19 protein-coding genes and 1 pseudogene are annotated in these 19,716 nt (G+C 72.0%); 12 read left to right on the forward strand and 8 right to left on the reverse strand.

Annotation, left to right across the window (positions count from 1 at the left end):
- Nucleotides 1-6: 6 nt before the first annotated feature.
- Nucleotides 7-318 carry a GNAT family N-acetyltransferase gene (locus AC3YO9_RS10965; RefSeq protein WP_489983154.1) on the reverse strand — a complete coding sequence of 104 codons (312 nt, stop codon included), beginning with the start codon at nucleotides 316-318 and terminating at the stop codon, nucleotides 7-9.
- Nucleotides 319-534: 216 nt separating this feature from the next.
- On the opposite strand from AC3YO9_RS10965, the gene AC3YO9_RS10970 reads away from it, so the two are divergent.
- On the forward strand, nucleotides 535-1,461 hold the full coding sequence (locus tag AC3YO9_RS10970) for a hypothetical protein (protein ID WP_127782986.1): 927 nt from the start codon (nucleotides 535-537) through the stop codon (nucleotides 1,459-1,461).
- A gap of 276 nt (nucleotides 1,462-1,737) precedes the next feature.
- Here the strand turns inward: AC3YO9_RS10970 and AC3YO9_RS10975 are convergent, their stop codons facing one another.
- A complete protein-coding gene (locus tag AC3YO9_RS10975; RefSeq protein ID WP_489983155.1) occupies nucleotides 1,738-2,964 on the reverse strand; it encodes a carboxylesterase family protein in 1,227 nt (408 codons plus the stop codon).
- A gap of 138 nt (nucleotides 2,965-3,102) precedes the next feature.
- Between AC3YO9_RS10975 and AC3YO9_RS10980 the strand changes: the two genes are divergently transcribed.
- Genes AC3YO9_RS10980 through AC3YO9_RS10995 form a run of 4 tightly spaced genes read left to right on the forward strand, consistent with a single transcriptional unit; the run spans nucleotide 3,103 to nucleotide 6,750 of the window.
- The gene (locus AC3YO9_RS10980) at nucleotides 3,103-4,245 is read left to right on the forward strand and encodes a FecCD family ABC transporter permease (RefSeq protein ID WP_489983156.1); all 1,143 of its coding nucleotides are present in this window, start codon (nucleotides 3,103-3,105) and stop codon (nucleotides 4,243-4,245) included.
- An 11-nt stretch (nucleotides 4,246-4,256) separates the two neighbouring features.
- The gene (locus tag AC3YO9_RS10985; RefSeq protein ID WP_489983157.1) at nucleotides 4,257-5,246 is read left to right on the forward strand and encodes an ABC transporter substrate-binding protein; all 990 of its coding nucleotides are present in this window, start codon (nucleotides 4,257-4,259) and stop codon (nucleotides 5,244-5,246) included.
- On the forward strand, nucleotides 5,243-6,028 hold the full coding sequence (locus tag AC3YO9_RS10990) for an ABC transporter ATP-binding protein (RefSeq protein ID WP_127782983.1): 786 nt from the start codon (nucleotides 5,243-5,245) through the stop codon (nucleotides 6,026-6,028). Before AC3YO9_RS10985 ends, AC3YO9_RS10990 begins: the two co-directional genes overlap by 4 nt.
- Nucleotides 6,025-6,750: a class I SAM-dependent methyltransferase gene (locus AC3YO9_RS10995; RefSeq protein ID WP_489983158.1), complete on the forward strand. Its 726-nt coding sequence runs from the start codon at nucleotides 6,025-6,027 to the stop codon at nucleotides 6,748-6,750. Before AC3YO9_RS10990 ends, AC3YO9_RS10995 begins: the two co-directional genes overlap by 4 nt.
- Before the next feature lie 124 nt (nucleotides 6,751-6,874).
- Here AC3YO9_RS10995 and AC3YO9_RS11000 read toward each other — a convergent pair whose 3' ends face one another.
- Both AC3YO9_RS11000 and AC3YO9_RS11005 read right to left on the reverse strand, forming a co-directional pair.
- Entirely contained in the window at nucleotides 6,875-7,165 is a 291-nt protein-coding gene (locus AC3YO9_RS11000) for an acyl-CoA-like ligand-binding transcription factor (protein WP_489983468.1), read from the reverse strand.
- Between the two features lie 9 nt (nucleotides 7,166-7,174).
- A complete protein-coding gene (locus AC3YO9_RS11005; RefSeq protein WP_489983159.1) occupies nucleotides 7,175-7,498 on the reverse strand; it encodes a TetR family transcriptional regulator in 324 nt (107 codons plus the stop codon).
- Between the two features lie 178 nt (nucleotides 7,499-7,676).
- Between AC3YO9_RS11005 and AC3YO9_RS11010 the strand changes: the two genes are divergently transcribed.
- The 7 genes and pseudogenes from AC3YO9_RS11010 (at nucleotide 7,677) to AC3YO9_RS11040 (ending at nucleotide 13,610) form a co-directional block, all read left to right on the forward strand.
- Complete coding sequence (locus tag AC3YO9_RS11010) at nucleotides 7,677-8,486, forward strand: mycofactocin-coupled SDR family oxidoreductase (protein WP_489983160.1); 810 nt, start codon at nucleotides 7,677-7,679, stop codon at nucleotides 8,484-8,486.
- Nucleotides 8,486-9,319 (forward strand): mycofactocin-coupled SDR family oxidoreductase, encoded by an 834-nt coding sequence (locus AC3YO9_RS11015; protein WP_127782979.1) that lies wholly within the window; start codon nucleotides 8,486-8,488, stop codon nucleotides 9,317-9,319. Before AC3YO9_RS11010 ends, AC3YO9_RS11015 begins: the two co-directional genes overlap by 1 nt.
- A pseudogene (locus tag AC3YO9_RS11020) lies at nucleotides 9,276-10,181 on the forward strand (alpha/beta hydrolase); the annotation flags it as partial. The gene AC3YO9_RS11015 and the pseudogene AC3YO9_RS11020, both read left to right, overlap by 44 nt.
- A gap of 204 nt (nucleotides 10,182-10,385) precedes the next feature.
- Nucleotides 10,386-10,532, forward strand: coding sequence for a hypothetical protein (locus AC3YO9_RS11025; protein WP_489983469.1), 147 nt, complete (start codon nucleotides 10,386-10,388; stop codon nucleotides 10,530-10,532).
- 142 nt (nucleotides 10,533-10,674) lie between these two features.
- Entirely contained in the window at nucleotides 10,675-11,490 is an 816-nt protein-coding gene (locus tag AC3YO9_RS11030) for an SGNH/GDSL hydrolase family protein (RefSeq protein ID WP_489983161.1), read from the forward strand.
- Between the two features lie 135 nt (nucleotides 11,491-11,625).
- The gene (locus AC3YO9_RS11035) at nucleotides 11,626-12,483 is read left to right on the forward strand and encodes an SDR family NAD(P)-dependent oxidoreductase (RefSeq protein WP_489983162.1); all 858 of its coding nucleotides are present in this window, start codon (nucleotides 11,626-11,628) and stop codon (nucleotides 12,481-12,483) included.
- Nucleotides 12,480-13,610: a steroid 3-ketoacyl-CoA thiolase gene (locus AC3YO9_RS11040; protein WP_164860617.1), complete on the forward strand. Its 1,131-nt coding sequence runs from the start codon at nucleotides 12,480-12,482 to the stop codon at nucleotides 13,608-13,610. The genes AC3YO9_RS11035 and AC3YO9_RS11040 overlap by 4 nt, the downstream gene beginning before the upstream one ends.
- A gap of 17 nt (nucleotides 13,611-13,627) precedes the next feature.
- Here the strand turns inward: AC3YO9_RS11040 and AC3YO9_RS11045 are convergent, their stop codons facing one another.
- The 4 genes from AC3YO9_RS11045 to AC3YO9_RS11060 all read right to left on the reverse strand — a co-directional run bounded on the left by AC3YO9_RS11045 (nucleotide 13,628) and on the right by AC3YO9_RS11060 (nucleotide 19,450).
- On the reverse strand, nucleotides 13,628-14,494 hold the full coding sequence (locus AC3YO9_RS11045) for an ABC transporter permease (protein ID WP_489983163.1): 867 nt from the start codon (nucleotides 14,492-14,494) through the stop codon (nucleotides 13,628-13,630).
- The gene (locus AC3YO9_RS11050; RefSeq protein WP_489983164.1) at nucleotides 14,491-15,501 is read right to left on the reverse strand and encodes an ATP-binding cassette domain-containing protein; all 1,011 of its coding nucleotides are present in this window, start codon (nucleotides 15,499-15,501) and stop codon (nucleotides 14,491-14,493) included. The genes AC3YO9_RS11045 and AC3YO9_RS11050 overlap by 4 nt, the downstream gene beginning before the upstream one ends.
- Nucleotides 15,502-15,595: 94 nt before the next feature.
- Nucleotides 15,596-17,971: an ATP-binding cassette domain-containing protein gene (locus AC3YO9_RS11055; protein WP_489983165.1), complete on the reverse strand. Its 2,376-nt coding sequence runs from the start codon at nucleotides 17,969-17,971 to the stop codon at nucleotides 15,596-15,598.
- A gap of 39 nt (nucleotides 17,972-18,010) precedes the next feature.
- Nucleotides 18,011-19,450 carry a basic amino acid/polyamine antiporter gene (locus tag AC3YO9_RS11060; protein ID WP_489983166.1) on the reverse strand — a complete coding sequence of 480 codons (1,440 nt, stop codon included), beginning with the start codon at nucleotides 19,448-19,450 and terminating at the stop codon, nucleotides 18,011-18,013.
- Nucleotides 19,451-19,716 lie beyond the last annotated feature (266 nt).

The raw sequence follows: 19,716 nt of genomic DNA on the forward strand, positions 1-19,716 counted from the left end.
CCTGCCTCACGCCAGGTCGAAGCGTGCCCGCTGCTCCGTCGGGACGAGGTCGAGGTAGTCCTCCCGGTGCTCGGCGACGACCTTGCGCACGTAGCTGCACGACGGCAGCACGGTGAGCCCGCGGCGGCGCGCGTCGTCGAGCGTCTCGGTCACCAGCCGCTTGGCCACGCCCTTGCCCTCGAACCCGCTCTCCGTCTCGGTGTGCAGGAGGTCGAGGGTGTTGCCACTCCGGCGGTACGCGACGAAGCCGGCGAGGTCCGCACCCTCGTAGATCTCGTAGCGGGACCGCTCGGTGCTCTCCGTCACGGTGGTGCTCATCGGTTCTCCTCGTGTCGATGTTGGTGCTGCTCTCCCAGGCTGCCCCAGCCCAGCTGTTCCTGGTGCTCGAGCCGGCGGTTGCCGGCGCTTTCCCGGTTCCACCGACCGGAAACCCTGGGGCGGAGGCTGGTTCGGTCACCTAGGTTGACCAGCGAGGACCGTCTCCGCCGTCTGGCGCGGATCTGTCGCTGAACTCGTGAGGAGCGCCGTCGGGCCATGACCCACATCTCTGCGGTGGCGCCACGCCGCCGTCGCCCCCGGCAGGACCCGGACAGCGTGCGCGCGACGATGATGGACACCGCCCGGCGCATGGTCGCCGAGGACCAGCTGCTCGCTGCCGGGCTGGAAGGGCTCGGCATGGAGGAGGTCATCGTCCGGGCTGACGTCCCCCGCGGGTCGGTGTACCGGATCTGGCCCTACCGCAAGGACTTCGTGCACGACCTGCTCATCCACCTGGCGACGCCGGACTGGTTCCGCTCGGGCTCCCTCGACCGACAGACGCTGCGCGCTACCGGGCAGGTGCTGCTGGAGAACTACGACCTCATCTCGGCCAACCGCTCGGCTGCCGAACGACTGTCGGTCGCCCACGAGGCCCTGCGCGTGGGCACCGAGACCAACTTCGAGTTCATGCGCACCGACGAGTCGTGGCGGATGTACACCGTGCTCACCGCCACGGTCCGCTCCATTCCCGACCCCCACACCCGGCACAGCGTCAGTGCGGCGCTGGAGCAGGCCGAGTGGACGCTCACCTCCACCCTCGCCCACTTCTACGCGCAGCTGGCCGAGGTCGCCGGGCTCCGTCTGACGGACCCCGCCCGTGGCTACTCCGGGCTGGCCACCGCCGGCGCCGCGGTGCTCGAGGGACTCAGCCTGCGCTACCAGTTCGCCGTGCGCGCCGCTGATCCCGCCCGGGTTCCGGCCCGTGAGCGGCCGTGGGAGGGAGCCGGGGCTGCGGAGCTGGAGGCGCGGACGCCCGGGCCTCCCTTCCGCGGGCAGCCGCGGGCGTGGTCGCTCGCCGCCTGGTCCTTCCGGGCCGTCTTCGACAGCTACCTGGAGTGCGTGCCCGTCCCCGACTTTCATCCGAAACCAATTGCCACGCTTGTTAATTTGCTCGACACATTGGCGCCGCCACATTTTGAGTAACAGTCTGTAGCTCACGTTGCTACGGAAGGTGAGGCCGTTCGCGGTCGGTTGATCCGATTTCTGAGAATCCTTTCCCACGCGACCCCCATTTCGGCTGTACAGCGTTTGTGACATCGCATATCGTCTGTGCTCGTCGGGCCGTACAGCCCGGCAGCGTTGCCGCAGGATCAACGTGTTGTGCCGCTGGAGAACCCGTTCCGGTGACCCCGGCCAGCCGAGCCCTGCCGGCCGGGCACCATGGCGCTAGGGGGTGGTCATGGTGCCCGGGCCGACGGGCTAGAGCTCCGCCACCCCGTCGCCCTCCGCGCTCAGCGGTGCCCACGGCGCACCACCCACCTCGGGTTGCTCGCCGCGGACGAAGGCCGCCCAGGCGGCCAGGTACGGCGCGCCCACCCGCTGCACGTCTGCCCAGGACCACCCCGCGAGCATGGCCGCCCCGGCCCACGCGCGCTCGGTGCCCACCAGGAACGGCAGCTCGCTGCAGTGCACCGCGCCGTAGGGGGAGGCGGGTGCGCTGGTGCGGCTGAGGTAGCGGTACACCTGCGCACCGGCTCCGGTGAGCAGCTCCACGAAGCTCTGCAGCGGCTGCGCGTACGCCGGCTGGTTCAGCTCCTCGGCGACCAGCCCGGTGAGCACCCGCAGGCCGGCCGCGCGAGCCTGCACCTGGCGCCGCAGCTGCTCCTCGTCGGGCACCCCGCCGGCGCCGGCGATGGGCAGGAAGAGCAGCCCCTCGGAGCCAGCGGCGTCGATCACCTGCTCCTGCGCCTCGAGCACCGCGCTCACCGGGGCTGTGCGGGGGTCGGTCGCCAGTGCCTCGAGGAAGCGGGCTCCGGTCTCTGCGGCGTGCTCCGCCCGGTCCAGCCCCAGCCCCAGCGGTGGGCTCTGCAGGATGGCCGACGTGAACAGGCCCTCGGTCTCCGCCATGCCCAGCAGCACGGCGATCAGGTGCGCCCCGGCCGACTGGCCCGCCACCGTCACCCGCTCCGGGTCCCCACCGAAGGCGGCCGCGTTGGCCTGCACCCACTGCAGCGCGGCCACCACGTCCCAGACCGCCAGGTTGCCCTCGCTGAGCCCCGGTGAGCGCAGGAACCCCAGCGCACCCAGCCGGTAGGTCACCGAGACCACCACGGCGTCCGCGGCCGTGCTCAGCCGCACCCCGTCGTACATGTCCCAGGTGCCGGCGCCCACGTCGTAGCCACCACCGGGAACCCACACCAGCACCGGACGACCGGATCCCTCGCGGTCGGGCACCGTCACGGTGAGGTTCAGGCAGTCCTCGGCCTGCGGCCGGGGCTCGGGAGAGCCGATGACGACCTCCAGGCTGGAGGGCAGCTGGGGTGGCACCGGGCCGCCGGTGGGCTCCTGCACTCCGCTCCACGGGGGCACCGGCTGGGGCCGGCCGAACCGCTCGGCGGCGGCGTAGGGGACCCCCCGGAAGAGCACGCACCCGCGCTCGGGGGTGCCCCGCAGCGTGCCCGCGCTGGTGCTGACCTCGTGTGCCATCTGCTGCCCCTGTTCCTCGACCGTGCCGGTGTTCCCGTCCCGGCATGATCCCAGCCGTCCCCACCCCGGGCCGGTACAGACCAGGGTCACTTATCGCATAGACTTTGCAACAACTGATACCAAGCAACTGGGGTCTTCATGCCACTGGCGGCTGCCGCACACGGCCCGGCTCCGGTCGACCCGGCCCAGCTCGGCCCCGAGCAGCGCCACGCCGGCCAGCTCGGCTCGGACCCGCTCGGCCTGGACGCGCGACGCACCCGGAACCTGTGGTGGGTCGCCGGCCTCGCCGGCCTGCTGGTGGTCAGCGTGCTGGCTGGGGTGGGCATCGGCGCCGTCTCCATCTCCCCGCTCACCGTGCTCAAGATCGTGGGCCACCAGGTGTTCGGGCTGCCGGGGGAGGTGACCTGGCGCGGTACCGAGGAGGCGATCGTCTGGCGGGTCCGCCTGCCGCGGGTGCTCCTCGGGGTGGCGGTGGGCGCCGGGCTGGCGGTGTGCGGCGCCGCGCTGCAGGCCATGGTGCGCAACATGCTGGCCGACCCGTACCTGCTGGGCATCAACTCCGGGGCCTCCAGCGGTGCCGCGGCCGCCATCCTGTTCGGCTTCGGGGCCGGCTTCGGTGAGCACGCCCTCACCACCAGCGCCTTCCTGGGCGCCCTGGCCGCGTCGCTGCTGGTCTTCCTCGTCGCCCGCACGTCGGGGCAGGTCACCTCGGTGCGGCTGCTGCTCGCCGGCGTCGCGGTGGGCTACGTCCTCTACGCCACCACGGCGTTCCTGATCTTCGCCTCCGGCTCGGCCGAGGGAGCCCGGTCGGTGTTGTTCTGGCTGCTGGGATCGCTCGGGCTGGCGCAGTGGGGGGCGACGCTCGCGGTGGTGCTGGCCGTGGCCGCGCTGACCGTGGGCCTGCTCACCCTGTGGGGCTCGCGGCTGGACGCGCTGGCCATCGGCGACGAGACCGCCCGCACCCTGGGGATCTCGCCCACGGCGTTTCGCACCCAGCTGCTGGTGCTGGTGTCGCTGTGCGTCGGGGTGCTCGTGGCCGCCTCCGGCAGCATCGGCTTCGTCGGGCTGGTGGTGCCCCACCTGGCCCGGCGGGTGGTGGGCGCCGCGCACAGCTGGTCCATCCCGGTCTCGGCGCTGATGGGCGCCATCTTCCTGGTGTGGGCCGACCTGTTCGCCCGCGTGGTGCTGCAGCCGCAGGAGCTGCCCATCGGCATCGTCACCGCCCTGGTGGGCGCACCGTTCCTGCTCTACCTCGTCCGCAACCTGCACGCCGCCTCGTGAGGAGCCCTGCCATGTCCCCGTCCCGCACCCGAGGTTCGCTGGTGGCTGCCCTCTCGGCGGGGCTGCTGCTGCTCGCCGGGTGCGGCGCCGGAGTGGGCGGCGAGTCCGCCAGCGCTGTCGAGGGCTACCCCCTGACGGTGCGCAACTGCGGCGCCGAGGTCACGCTCGACGCACCCCCCGAGCGAGTGGTGATGCTGAAGAGCTCGGCGGTTCCGTACCTGCACGCCCTCGGACTGCTGGACAAGGTGGTCGCCCGGGCCGGCGCCTACCCGGCGGAGTACTACGACGAGGCCACCCGCGCCGAGCTGGACAAGATCCCGCTGCTCACCGACAAGACGGACACCGCCGGGCACCTGCAGATCTCCAAGGAGGTGGTCATCGCCCAGGAGCCCGACCTGGTGCTCGGCGAGATTGACAACCTCAACCGAGACACCCTGGCCGCCGCCGGCATCCCGCTGCTGGAGGAGCCGGCCATGTGCGCCGAAGGGGTGCGCAACCCCTCCTTCGACGAGGTCTACCGCCAGATGACCTTCTACGCCGACGTGTTCGACGTGCCCGACCGCGGGGCCGCTGCTGCCGCCGGGCTGGCGGAGCGAGTGCGCACCCTCACCGCGTCGGTGGACGCCAGCACCCAGCGCACCGCGGCGGTGCTGTACCCGACGGTGGGGGGCGGCACCACCTACGCCTACGGCTCCCGCAGCATGGCCCAGCCGCAGCTGGCGGCGGCCGGGCTGCGCAACGTCTTCGCCGACGTCGACGAGCGCACCTTCGAGGTGACCCGGGAGGAGCTGATCGGGCGCAACCCTGACGTGCTGGTGCTGCTGCACACCGACGGCAGCCCCGCCGCGGTGGCCCAGGCGATCACCTCCATGCCGGGCGCGCAGGACCTGAGTGCGGTGCGCAACAACCAGATCCACGTGCAGCTGTTCAACTTCACCGAGCCGCCCACCCCGCTGTCGCTGGACGGGCTGCAGAAGATCCGCGAGCGGTTCGGCCAGTGATCACCGCCCACGACGTCGCCTTCGCCTACGGGCGCAAGCAGGTGCTGGCCGGCATCGACCTCACCGCGCAGCAGGGGCAGGTGGTGGGGTTGCTGGGCCCCAACGGCAGCGGCAAGACCACCCTGCTGCGCACGCTCTACGCCTCACTGCGCCCCTCGGCCGGCGCCGTGCACCTGGACGGCCGCGACGTCGCCGCCCTCGGTGCGCGGCAGATCGCCCGCGAGGTGGCCGTGGTGGTGCAGGAGCACAGCAGCGACCTGCCCCTGCGGGTGGCGGACATGGTGCTGCTCGGCCGCACGCCGCACCGCGGGACCTTCGAGCGCCACCGCGCCGAGGACCACCGCATCGCCGCCGACGCGCTGGCCCGGGTGGGCGTGGCGCACCTGGCCGGCCGCCAGTACGCCGAGCTCTCCGGCGGGGAGAAGCAGCGGGTGCTCATCGCCCGCGCCCTCACCCAGCAGGCCACCCACCTGCTGCTGGACGAGCCCACCAACCACCTCGACATCCGCTACCAGCACGAGATCCTGGACCTGGTCCGTGGCCTGGAGAGCACCAGTGTGGTGGTGCTGCACGACCTGAACCTCGCGGCGCTGTACTGCGACCAGGTGGCGCTGCTGCACGACGGCCAGGTGGTGGCCGCCGGCACTCCGCACGAGGTGCTCACCCCCGAGATCCTCGAGCCCGTCTACGAGGTCGGCGTTCGCCGCATCCCGCTGGGCGAGCAGTTCCAGCTCGCCTTCCGCCCGCACCCGTCCCCACACCAGGAGAAGCAGACCGCATGACCAGCACCGACCCGAGCATTGTCCAGGCCAACCTGAACGAGTACTGGACTGCCCGTTCCACCCCCTACGACGAGTACCAGGAGCGCCCGGAGCGCCGTGATGCCGACCGTGCGGCGTGGACCGACATCTGGCGCGACGCACTGCCGGCCGCTCCGGCGGACGTGCTCGACGTGGGCACCGGCAGTGGCTACGTCGCCCGCGTCATCGCTGACCTGGGCCACCGGGTGGTGGGCACCGACCTGGCCGAGGGGATGCTCGAGCGCGCCCGCCAGCACGCCGAGCGGATGACCAACCCGCCCCGCTTCGAGCGCGGCGACGCGGTGGCCCCGGACTTCCCGGCCAGCTCCTTCGACGCGGTGGTCAACCGGTACGTGATGTGGACGCTGCGTGACCCCGCCCAGGCGCTGACCCGCTGGCACGAGCTGCTGCGCGACGGGGGAGTGCTCGCCGTGGTGGACAGCACCTGGTTCCCGCAGGGCCTGCACACCGGCGCCAGCCCAGAGTTCGCGCGGCTCTACGACGAGCAGGTCCGCCAGTCGCTGCCGCTGGCCGAGGCCACCTCCATCGACGCCACCGTGGCTGCGGTGGAGGCCGCCGGCTTCGACCAGGTGACGGCCACGCCGCTCACCCGGATGCTCGAGCTGGACCAGCGCTACGGCGTGGCGCCCAACCACGAGGTGCAGGTGCAGCACCTCATCACCGGCCGCGCCCGCAAGAGCTGACCGCTCAGGCGGCACCGCTCAGGGCGGTGCGGCGCTGGCGGCGGGCCCACCACCAGCAGCGTCTCGCGGAGCAGCCGGTGCAGCACGGGGCGCGCGGAGGCCCACCGGAGCGTGGGCGCGGTGGTCACCGACCGGCCGCTTGCGGCGCCGGCAGCCCGGCGGCCAGGCTCGCGAGCGCGCGGTCGAGGACGTCGAGCAGCGAGTCCGTGGACTTCGGCTGCGCCCACCGGGCCACGGTGACCCGGAAGGCGGCCATCACGTGCGCCGCCACCAGGGCCGGGTACTCGTGGTCGGCCGGCAGCCCGGTGCGCGCCGCGACGGCAGCGGCCAGCCCGCGCTCCTCGTCCACGAAGCACTGCAGCAGGTGCGGCAGCAGCTGGGGGTTGGCACGCGCCACCTCCGCGCGTCGCGCCAGGTGGCGCGGTCACTGCCCACGGCGTCCACCAGGCTGGGCAGCAGTGCTCGAACCGCGCCGAGGGGGCTCTCCTCGCCCGGGCGCTCGCGCAGCGCCTGCACGGCTGACTGGCACACGCCGACGGTTCGACCGAGCAGCGCCTCCTCCTTGCTGGCGAAGTAGTTTGAAGAACGTGCGCGCGGAGACGTTGGCGGCCGCGGCGATGTCCTCGACCGTCACCGCCGACACCCCGTGCGCCAGCACCAGCCGCACCGCAGCAGCCTGCAGCGCCGCGCGGGTGGCCTCCTTCTTGCGCTCGCGCAGACCCGGGGGAGCTGACTGTTCGTTGCCCATGCGAACGAGTCTTGCCGCCTACTTGCAGTGACTGCAAACATGCGCACCGTGCAGTCGGTCACACGACCACGTGTCCGTTGACACCCATGTTTCGATTAGAAATACTGCTAACTGTCAGTCGGTCGGGGTGGCCGACCCCCGGGTACCGCTGCGTGCCGTCCTCCACGAACGGAGCCACATGAGTCGCATGGCCGGCAAGACGGTGCTCGTCACGGGCGCCGGCACCGGGATGGGACGGGTGCACGCCGTGCGCCTGGCCCAGGAGGGGGCCGACGTGCTCGCCCTGGACCTGCCCGGCACGGCGTCGGTGGCCAACCTGGCGGCGACGGCCGACCTGGTGGCCGCGACTGGCCGCCGGGTGGTCACCGGCACCGCCGACATCCGCGACCTCGACGCGCTCACCGCCGCCGTGAGCGCTGGGGTTCGCGAGCTGGGGCCACTCGACGTGGTGGTGGCCAACGCGGGGATCACCGACAACCCGGGGCCGTCGTGGACGGTCGACGACGCGGCGTGGCACCGGTCCCTCGACGTCAACCTCACGGGCACCTGGCACACGGTCAAGGCCGGGGTGGCCGCGCTGAGCCCCGCGGGCGGGTCCGTCGTCATCGTCAGCTCCACCGCCGGCATCAAGGCCGTGCGGGGCGCGTCCCCCTACTCGGCGGCCAAGCACGCGGTCACCGGGCTGGCCAAGACCCTGGCCAACGAGCTGGGGCCGCGGTCGATCCGGGTGAACACCGTGCACCCCGGGGCTGTCGCCACCGCGATGACGCTCAACCCGGCCACCTTCGCCCGGCTGCGCCCCGACCTGGCGAGCCCGACCGTCGAGGACGTGGCCCCGGTGCTCGCGGCCAAGAACCTGCTGCCGGTGCCGTGGGTGGAGGCGGAGGACGTCAGCAACGCGGTGCTCTTCCTCGCCTCGGACGAGTCGCGCTACGTCACCGGGCTCCAGCTCGTGGTCGACGCCGGACTCACCCAGAAGGTGGCCTGATGAGTGGGCGGCTGGCGGGCAAGGTCGCGCTGGTCACCGGCGCGGCGCGGGGGATCGGGCGCGCCCAGGCGGTGCGGTTCGCGGAGGAGGGTGCCGACGTCATCGCCGTGGACGTGTGTGCACCCGTCGAGCACGCCACCACCCCGCCCGCCACGCCCGCGGACCTGGCGGAGACCGTCCGCCTGGTGGAGTCCCTCGGCCGCACCATCTGCGCCGGCCAGGCCGACGTTCGCGACCAGCAGGCGCTCTCCGCCGCGGTCGACGACGGCGTCGCCCGGCTGGGCCGCCTGGACGTCATCTGCGCCACCGCCGGGATCAGCTCCTCGGGCCCGGCGGTGGAGATGGGGGCCGAGCAGTGGCAGACGATGCTCGACGTCAACCTCACCGGTGTGTGGCGCACCTGCAAGGCCGGCATCCCGCACGTGATCGACGGCGGACGCGGCGGCTCGATCGTGCTGGTCAGCTCCATCGCCGGGCTGCGCGGCCTGGTCAGCGTGGGCCACTACACAGCGGCCAAGCACGGGGTGGTGGGGCTGATGCGCTCGCTGGCCCAGGAGCTGGCTCCGCACCAGGTGCGGGTGAACACCGTGCACCCAGCCAACACCCGCACGCCGATGATCCAGAACCCCGGCACCATGCGCACCTTCCGGCCCGACCTGGCCTCGCCCACGCAGGAGGAGTTCGAGGTCGGGGTGCAGTCGATGCACCTGCTGCCCGTGGCCATGCTCGAGCCGGTGGACATCGCCAACGCCAGCCTGTTCCTGGCTTCCGACGAGGCGCGCTACATCACCGGCGTCACCCTGCCCGTCGACGCGGGGCACTGCATCAAGTGAAGCGAGGAGATCTGCGATGACCGACCAGCCCACCCTGCACCCCGAGGTGGCGGCGATGCTCGCCACGCTCAACGCGGGCTTTCCCGACGTCACCACGGTGCCGCCGACCGAGCTGCGCGCGGCCATCCAGGCCCGGCGGGCACCACTGGCCCGCCAGCCGGACATGCGCGCGGTGCACGAGGTGACCATCGACGGGCCCGGTGGCGACCTGGCGTTGCGCGTGTACCGGCCGCACCTGGACCAGCCGGACCTGCCGGTGGTCGTGTTCGCCCACGGCGGGGGGTTCGTGTTCTGCGACCTCGACAGCCACGACGAGCTCTGCCGCTCCATGGCGCAGGGAGTGGGCGCGGTGGTGGTGTCGGTGGACTACCGGCTCGCGCCCGAGCACGTCGCGCCCGCGGCCCACGACGACGTCTACGCGGCGCTGGAGTGGGCGGCCAAGCACGCCGACGAGCACGGCGGCGACCCCACGCGCCTGGTGCTCGCCGGCGACAGCGCCGGTGGCAACCTGGCGGCCACGGTGGCCATCGCCGCCCGCGACCGCGGCGGCCCGGCGGTGGCCGCCCAGGTGCTGCTGTACCCGGTGATCGACGACGACTTCGAGACCGACTCCTACCAGCGGTTCGGCACCGGCTACTACAACACCGAGTCGGCGATGCGGTGGTACTGGCAGCAGTACGCCCCGCACGGCACCGCCGACGCCCGGGTCGTGCCCACTCGGGCCCAGACTCTTGCCGGGCTGCCGCCCGCCGTCGTGGTCACCGCTGAGCTCGACCCGCCGTGCTCCTCCGGTGACGCCTACGCGCAGCGGCTGGACACCGACGGGGTGCGGGTGCTCCACCGCTGCTTCGACGGCTTGTTCCACGGCTTCCTGACCTTCTCCGCGCTGTCGTTCACCGAGCCGGCGCGGCAGGAGATCTGGACGATGACGCGTGAGGCGCTGGGCCGGTAGCGCCCGGGTGCCCGAGGCCGACCCGGCTCAGGTGCGCCAGCTCGCCGCGGAGTCCAGCCGGGGCAGGTGGTGGGTGGGGCCACGCTGGCTGCCACCTTCCGTGAGCTCGGCCTGATCGACGAGCACCTGCTCCACGTCAGCCCGGTGATCCTTGCTGCCAGCCGACCGCTGTTCCCCGCCACTGGGCTGCGCACGTGGGTGACGCCGCTGCGACCACGACCTTCTGCAACGGAGGGTGATGTTCCGCTACGGAGCGTCTAAAAACCCGGCCTGACCGGCAAAAACCCTGCAGCATCACGCACCGCCCCCGTACGGTCCACTGTGTACGCATGGGGAAGCGAGGTGGGGACCTCGCTGGGGGGATGCCGGGGGGCACCTGATGATCCGTCTTGTCATTTCTGCTGTGGTCGCACTGATCCTGGGGCTGGGTGCGCCGCTGCACGCGGAGGCAGCCGGCACGCTGCGCTACGTCGCCCTGGGCGACTCCTTCGCCGCCGGGCCGGGCCTGGCACCGATCACCGACGGCGCCTGCGGCCGCGGTCAGGGCTATCCCGAGATCGCGGCCCGCGCCCTGGGCGCCACCACGTTCACCAACGCCACCTGCTCGGGGGCGCGGGTGGAGCACATGGCCGGCGTTCAGCCAGGCAGCCGCGGGCCCCAGCTCGACGCCCTGCGGCCAGACACCGACCTGGTCACGCTGAACCTGGGGCTCAACGACTCCTACGTGCTCTGGACCATCCAGGTCTGCGCCTACCTGCAGTGGCTGGCCCCCGGCGGGGCGCCCTGCACCGTGCTGCTCAACCCGCTCGGCTTCAACCTGGTCGGCAGCCACCTGCACGCACAGGCCGGGTCCCTCGACCAGACCCTGCAGGCGATCCACCAGCGCTCCCCCCGGGCCAAGGTGCTGGTGGTGGGGGTGCCGGCGATCGTGCCCGACCAGCCGTCGGCCTGCCCCGACGGCCCCTACGGGCCCGGCGACATGCCGTACTTGTCGGGGGTGGTTCGCGAGCTGAACACCATGCTCCGGGCGCGGGCCGCCGCCAATGCGGCGACCTTCGTGGACACCTACACCCCGAGCGTGGGTCACGACGCGTGCCAGTCGCCGGGGACCAAGTGGATGGAGGGTCCGGCCCTCGTGCACGAGGGCGTCGCGCTGCACCCCAACCACGCCGGGATGGCGGCATCCGCAACGGCCGTCGTGCGCGCAGCCCAGGGCTGAACGACGGCTGACCCGGCCGCTGCGTGAGACGGGGTGCGAGGCGACGGGCCGGCGCTGCTACGTTGACCAAGCGCCCGCTCAACTGCTCTGGTGGTTGGCTGCGCACCACCGTGGCCCGCCCGACGAGGAGATGCAGTGACGGTGACGACCCAGCGACGCTTCACCGGCCGCCGCGCCCTGGTCACCGGAGCCAGCCGCGGCATCGGCGCAGCGGTGGCCGAGCGCCTCGCCGCCGAGGGCGCCGACGTGGTGATCACCGCCCGCACCCTGCACGAGCACGACCACCTCAGCGGCAGCCTCTCCGAGACTGTGCAGCGACTCGCGCGGTACGGCACCACGGTCGCGGTGCTGGCCGCCGACCTCACCGACGCCGACGCCCGTGCCACCCTGGTCGCACAGGCGTCGGAGAAGCTCGGTGGCCCGGTGGACGTGCTGGTGAACAACGCGGCGGCAGCCATCTACCAGCCACTGGCCGACTTCCCGCTGCGGCGGAGCCGACTGGTGTTCGAGGTGAACGTGCACGCACCGCTGGACCTCATGCAGCAGGCGCTGCCCGGCATGCGCGCGGGTGGGCAGGGCTGGATCGTCAACCTCTCCAGCGCCAGTGCCCGGCTGCAGGAAGGTCCACCGTTCACCCTCGTCGAGCCCGGCACGGCGCTGGCGGTGTACGCCGCGTCCAAGGCGGCCCTGAACCGGATCACCAACGGCATGGCCGCGGAGGTGCACGGCACCGGCATCCGGGTGAACACCGTGCAACCCCGAGCGGCGGTGCTCAGCGAGGGTGCGGCCGCGCTGGTCGGTGACACCATCCGCCCCGACCAGGTGGAGTCCATGGCGCAGGTGGTGGAGGCGGTCACCGCGCTCTGTGCCTGTCCAGAGGACGTCACCGGCCGCACGGGCGTGAGCCTGGACCTGCTGCGGGAGTGGCAGCTGACCGTGCACGGGCTGGACGCCCGGCCCCTCGAGACCCGCCCCGCTGAAGGAGCCCCGTGATGGAACCCGTGATCGTCGACCTGGCCCGCACCCCGTTCGGGCGGCGAGAGGGCTGGCTGTCGTCGATGCACGCCGCCGAGCTGCTCGGCCTGGCCCAGCGCGGCGTCCTGGAGCGCACCGGGGTGGACCCGGAGACGGTCGACCAGGTGATCGGCGGGTGCGTCACGCCGATCGGCGAGCAGTTCGGCAACGTCACCCGCACCTCGTGGATGCACGCCGGGCTGCCGCACGGCGCCGGCTGCACCACCATCGACGCCCAGTGCGGCACCGCCCAGCAGGCCGTGCAGCTGATGGCCGGTCAGATCGCGGTGGGCGCGGTGGAGGTCGGCGTCTCCTGCGGCGTCGAGCTGATGTCGCGAGTGCCGCTCACCGCCAAGTCCGGCAAGGGCCTGGGCACCCCCCGCCCGGAGAGCTGGTCGCTGGTCACGCCCGACCAGTACACCGCCGCCGACCGCATCGCGGCCAAGAACGGCTTCACCCGCGAGGACCTGGACGCCTTCGGTCTCCGCTCCCAGGAGCGCGGCCGGGCCGCGTGGGACGCCGATCGCTTTGCCCGGCAGATCATCCCGGTGACGCGGCCGGACGGGGAGACGGTCAGCCGGGACCAGGGGCTGCGGGAGACCAGCATGGAGCTGCTCGGGCGGCTGCGGCCGGTGAAGGACGGCGGGATGCACACCGCGGGCACGTCCTCGCAGGTCTCCGACGGTGCCAGTGCCGCCCTGCTGATGTCCCGCGAGCGGGCGAGCGCGCTGGGCGTCACCCCGCGGGCGCGGATCCTTGGCCAGTGCGTGGTGGGCGGCGACACCGAGCTGATGCTCGACGGGCCCATTGCCGCCTCCCGCACGGTCCTGGGCCGCCTCGGCATGTCCATCGGCGACATCGACGTGTTCGAGGTGAACGAGGCCTTCGCCTCGGTGCCGATGTCCTTCGCCCGGGCGCACGGGCTGGACGCCGAGCAGCTCAACGTCAACGGCGGTGCCATCGCGCTGGGCCACCCCGCGGGCGCCACCGGCGTGCGGGTGATCGCCACGGCGCTGGAGGAGCTGGAGCGCACCAACCAGCAGACCGCGCTGGTGGCGATCTGTGCCTCCGCGGCGACCACCTGCCTGGTGCTCGAGCGCCTCTGAGCCCAGTCTCGACGGCGCTAGCTGGCGTCGCGGTAGCGCCACATGGTCAGCGAGCCGAAGAACGCCGTCCACACCGCAGCCGCGAACAGCGTCCAGAACACGCTGGAGCCCACCGGCGTGCCGCCCATCAGCGCGCGCACGGCGGTGACCAGGTGCGTCACCGGGTTGACGTCCACAAAGGCCTGCAGCCAGCCCGGCATGGTGGCAGGGTCGACGAAGATGTTGCTGCCGAAGGTGAGCGGAGTGATGACGAACATGCTCACGCCCATCACCGCCCCCGGCGTGCGCAGCAGCAGGCCCAGGAACGTCCAGACCCAGCTGAGGCCGAAGGCGAACACCAGGATCAGCAGCACGCCGAGCACCACGCCGACGGCGCTGTCCGGGCGCCACCCGAGGATGAGACCCAGCGTGATGGTGACCACGCAGGAGATGGTGAAGCGCACCGCGTCCCCCAGCAGCATCCCGACCAGTGCCGACGGCCGCCAGATGGGCAGCGACCGGAAACGGTCGAAGACCCCCCGGTCGATGTCGGTGCGCAGGGTGCTGCCGGTGTACATCGTGATCATGATGACGCCCTGCACCAGGATGCCGGGCAGCAGGAACTGGATGTAGTCCTCGGTGCTGCCGGCCAGCGCGCCACCGAAGAGGAACGTGAACAGCAGCGTGAACATGATGGGGAACGCGGTCACGTCGAAGAGCTGCTCGGGGATGTGCTTGATCTTGAGCAGCGCCCGCCAGCCGAAGGTGAGCGAGGTGGCCAGCGGCCCGGGGGGAGTGGGCCGCTCGCTGCTGGCCAGCGCCGCGACGATGGTGGACCTCTGCGGCTGCCGCGCTGGGTCCTGCGCGGGGTCTCCGTGTGCGGTGGTGCCCGCCTGGATGGTCATGCCGCGTCCTCCTGGTCGGCGTCGTCGGTACCTGCCTCGACGGCAGCGTGGCCGGTGAGCGACAGGAACACCTCGTCGAGGGTGGGTTGGCCCAGCGCGAACTGGGCGAGCTCGATGCCCGCCTCCTGCAGGGCACCGAGCGCGCGCGGCACCGGCGCGGTGCTGTCCACCTGCACCCCGAGCGCAGTGGGGTCGGTCTCCTCCCGCACCGCCACGCCCAGCTCGCGCTCGAGCACCTGCCGGGCGGCGGGACGGTCGTCACGGTCGAGCACGCGAACCTGCAGCGACCCGGACCCCACGGAGGCCTTGAGCTCACCCGGCGTGCCCTCGGCGATCACCGTGCCGTGGTCGATGACGCTGATGCGGTCGGCGAGCTGGTCGGCCTCGTCCAGGTACTGCGTGGTCAGCAGCACCGTGGTGCCGGTGTCCACCATCGCCCGGATGATGTCCCACACCTCGTTGCGGCTGCGCGGGTCGAGACCGGTGGTCGGCTCGTCCAGGAACAGCAGCTCCGGAGTGACCACGATGCTGGCCGCCACGTCGATGCGTCGCCGCATGCCGCCGGAGTACTTCTTCACCTGCCGGTTGGCCGCCTCGCCGAGGCCGAACGCCTCGAGCAGCTCGTTGGCCCGCCGAACCGCGCCCGCCCGGGAGTAACCGAACAGCCGCGCGATGAGCCGCAGGTTCTCGCAGCCGGTGAGGTCCTCGTCCACCGACGCGAACTGCCCGGTGAGGCTCACCCGGCTGCGCACCGCGGTGGCCTCGGCGACCACGTCGCGCCCGAGCACCCGGGCGGTGCCGCCGTCGGGCCGGGTGAGGGTGGCCAGCATCCGGATGGTGGTGGTCTTGCCGGCGCCGTTGGGCCCGAGGAAGCCGTGCACCCCGCCCCGCGGGATGGCCAGGTCGATGCCGTCGACCGCACGGTTGGTGCCGAACAGCTTGAGCAGGTCGTGGGTCTCGATGGCCAGCTCGTCCGAGGCTGGCGGTGGTTTCCGGTCAGTCGTCATCCGGGCTCCTCAGGAAGGGGGCGGTGGTGCTCCGTCCTCCCTGAGACGCCTGGGGCAGGAGCAACTCATCGGTCGGCGCCCCGGCGAGCCTCGGTCAGCCGGAGACGTAGGCGGCGAGGTGCTCGCCGGTGCGGGTGCTGCGGGCGGCGACCAGGTCAGCCGGGGTGCCCTCGAAGACGACCCGCCCGCCGTCGTGGCCGGCACCCGGGCCGAGGTCGATGATCCAGTCGGCGTGCGCCATCACTGCCTGGTGGTGCTCGATGACGATCACCGACTTGCCAGAGTCCACGAGCCGGTCGAGCAGACCGAGCAGCTGGTCCACGTCGGCGAGGTGCAGGCCGGCGGTCGGCTCGTCCAGGATGTAGACCCCGCCCTTCTCGGACAGGTGGGTGGCCAGCTTGAGCCGCTGCCGCTCGCCGCCGGACAGCGTGGTCAGCGGCTGACCCAGGGTGAGGTAGCCGAGCCCCACGTCCCGGAGGCGCACCAGGATCCGGTGGGCGGCAGGCACGCTGGCGGCACCGTTCGTGCTGAAGAGCTCCTCGGCCTCGGCCACCGGCATGGCCAGCACCTCGCTGATGTCGCGCTCGCCCAGGTGGTGCTCCAGCACGTCGGCCTGGAACCGCTTGCCCTCGCAGCTCTCGCAGGTGGTGGCCACGCCGGCCATCATGGCCAGGTCGGTGTAGATGACGCCGGCCCCGTTGCAGGTGGGGCAGGCGCCCTCGGAGTTGGCGCTGAACAGGGCGGGCTTGACGCCGTTGGCCTTGGCGAAGGCCTTGCGAATGGGGTCGAGCAGGCCGGTGTAGGTGGCCGGGTTGCTCCGGCGAGAGCCGCGAATGGCCCCCTGGTCCACCGCCACCACCCCCTCGCGGGCGGCCAGGGAGCCGTGGATCAGCGAGCTCTTGCCCGACCCGGCCACCCCGGTCACCACCACCAGCACGCCCAGGGGCACGTCGACGTCGACGTCGCGCAGGTTGTGCGCGCTCGCGCCTCGGATCGACGCGGCACCGGTGGGGGAGCGCACCTCCTGCTTCAGCGACATCCGGTCGTCGAGGTGGCGGCCGGTGGTGGTGGCGCTGCTGCGCAGCTGCTCGACGGTGCCCTCGAAGCAGACGCTGCCACCAGCCGTGCCGGCACCGGGGCCGAGGTCGACCACGTGGTCGGCGATGACGATGGTCTCCGGCTTGTGCTCCACCACGAGCACCGTGTTGCCCTTGTCCCGCAGGCGCAGCAGCAGGTTGTTCATCCGCTCGATGTCGTGCGGGTGCAGACCCGTGGTGGGCTCGTCGAAGACGTAGGTGACGTCGGTGAGGGAGGAGCCGAGGTGGCGGATCATCTTGGTGCGCTGCGCCTCGCCGCCGGAGAGCGTGCCCGAGGGCCGGTCCAGGGACAGGTAGCCCAGCCCGATCTCGTCGAAGGAGCTGAGCAGGTGGCGCAGCCCGGTGAGCAGCGGCGCCACCGACGGCTCGTCCAGCGCCCCCACCCAGGCGGCGAGGTCGCTGATCTGCATCGCGCACAGGTCGGCGATGCTCTTGCCGTTGATGGTGGACGAGCGGGCACCCTCGTTGAGCCGGGTGCCGTCGCAGTCCGGGCAGGTGGTGAAGGTGATGGCCCGCTCCACGAAGGCGCGGATGTGCGGCTGCATGGAGTCGACGTCCTTGGCCAGCATGGACTTCTGGATCTGCGGGATCAGGCCCAGGTAGGTCAGGTTGATGCCCTCGACCTTGATCTTGGTGGCCTCCTTGTGCAGGAGGGCATCGAGCTCCTTGGTGGTGTAGTCGCGGATCGGCTTGTCCGGGTCGAACCAGCCGCAGCCGCGGAAGATGCGGCCGTACCAGCCGTCCATGCTGTAGCCGGGAATGGTGAGAGCACCCTCGTTGAGCGACAAGCTGTCGTCGTAGAGCGCCGAGAGGTTGACGTCGGTGACGGAGCCGCGGCCCTCGCAGCGCGGGCACATGCCGCCGGTGATGCTGAAGCTGCGCCGCTCCTTGGTCTGCTTCCCGCCACGCTCCACGGTCACCGCGCCGGCACCGGAGAGGGAGGCGACGTTGAAGGAGTACGCCTGGGCGGAGCCGATGTGCGGCTGGCCGAGCCGGCTGAAGAGGATGCGGAGCATGGCGTTGGCGTCGGTGGCGGTGCCCACCGTGGAGCGGGGGTCAGCTCCCATGCGCTGCTGGTCCACGATGATCGCGGTGGTCAGCCCGTCCAGCAGGTCCACGTCGGGCCGGGCCAGCGTGGGCATGAAGCCTTGCACGAAGGAGCTGTAGGTCTCGTTGATCATCCGCTGCGACTCTGCCGCGATGGTGTGGAACACCAACGAGCTCTTGCCCGAGCCGGAGACGCCGGTGAACACCGTGAGCCGGCGCTTGGGGATCTCGACGTCGACGTTCTTGAGGTTGTTCTCCCGGGCACCGTGCACCCGGATCACGTCGTGGGTGTCGGCCACGTGCGTGTCGGGGGTGGGGAGGTTCATGGCGTCACGCTAGCGGTGGCAGCACCGCTGTGGGGTGCGTCAGAGGTCGATCCAGCCCATCACCAGTCCCGCGACGCCGGCGGCGGCACCGAGCAGCGAGATGCCGAAGATGACCAGCTCGCGGGGCGAGAACACCCTGCGGCCCTGTTCGCGGCGCACCATCACGAACAGCAGCGTGGAGCACGCGTAGACGATGAAGGAGAGCAGCAGGAGGTCCACGCCGGCCGCCGAGAGCAGGAACGTGACGTACAGCGTGGCGAGCGCCGACACGGCGTACTCGCGGGCGTGACCCTGGGGTCGCTCCGTGTAGGTCTCCCGGGTGACGGCGAGCTTGAGCGCGTAGGCGGCCGCGAGCAGGAGCGGGACGAGGACCAGGGCGCTGGTGAGGTTGAGGGCGAAGGTGAAGGCGTCCTCGGAGAACATCGTGAGGAGCAGCACCACCTGGGCGAGGAGGGTGGACATCAGCAGTGCCGGACCGGGCACGCCCGCGGCGTTCGCCCGCCCCAGGAAGCGGGGCATGTCGTGGTCGGCCGCGGCCACGTAGAGGACCTCCGCCGCCATCAGCGTCCAGGCGAGGTAGGCGCCCAGGACGGCGACGAGCAGGCCCACGCTGATGAACACGGCGCCCCACTCGCCGGTCGCCTCCTCGAGGATGCCCGCCATCGTCGGCTGCCGCAGGGCGGCGATCTCCGCGGCGGGCAGGACCCCGTAGGAGACGATGGTGACCGAGGCGAAGATCGACAGCACCACCAGGAACCCCAGCACGGTGGCGCGTCCGACGTCCTTGCGGCGGCGGGCGTGGCGGGAGTAGACGCTGGCCCCCTCCACCCCGAGGAAGACGAACACCGTGACCAGCATGGTGGCGCGGACCTGCTCCGGGAGCGTGCCCAGCCCGCCCGACCCGGACCAGTTGTCGACGAACACCTGGGGGTCCAGCACGAACAGGGCCAGCAGGACGAAGACCACGATCGGTACCAGCTTGGCCACGGTCACCGCGCGGTTGATGGCCGCGGCCTCCCGGACACCGCGCCGCACCAGCAGGTAGAACACCCACACGCCGGCGGAGCTGACCGCCACCGCCAAGGGCGTGTCGCCGGACCCGAGGCCCGGGAAGACCGCCCCCGCGGTGGACGTCATGAGCACCCAGTAGGTCACGTTGCCCACGCACGCGCTCGCCCAGTAGCCGAACGCGGAGAAGAAGCCCAGGTACTCGCCGAAGCCGGCCTTCGCGTAGGCGTACACCCCGGCATCGAGCTCCGGCTTGCGCATCGCCAGGTTCTGGAAGACCAGCGCGAGCATGAGCGTCCCGGAGCCGGCGATGCCCCACACGATCAACGCACCGGCCACCCCCGTCTCGGAGGCGAAGCGACCGGGCAGGGAGAACACCCCCGCCCCGACCATGGACCCGACGACCAGTGCCGTCAGCGTCAGCATCGACAGCGTGGGGGTCCGCGCGACCGTCGTCTCCGTCGATGCCATACCACTCCTGAAGCGCGTGCGACCGTGTCCGCTCAGTTGTACTCGCGCGCCGGAGGGCGGCTGATCCGGCCTCCCTGCCTTGCCCGGCCGACGCCCACGTCGTGATGTGCATCACTTCCATCCGCGAGGCGAGAAGCCTTGCCCGCCACGACCAGGCCGGATGGTGCCCGCCGCCACCAGTGCCCTGACCTGCAGATTCAGGCCGTGTCGCGACGCAGGTCGAGCGGGTGGAGCGCGGGGCCAGCCGGCGCGCGGGCCGACGGCCG

It is taken from the genome of Rhodococcus sp. Z6_132 (assembly GCF_058133635.1).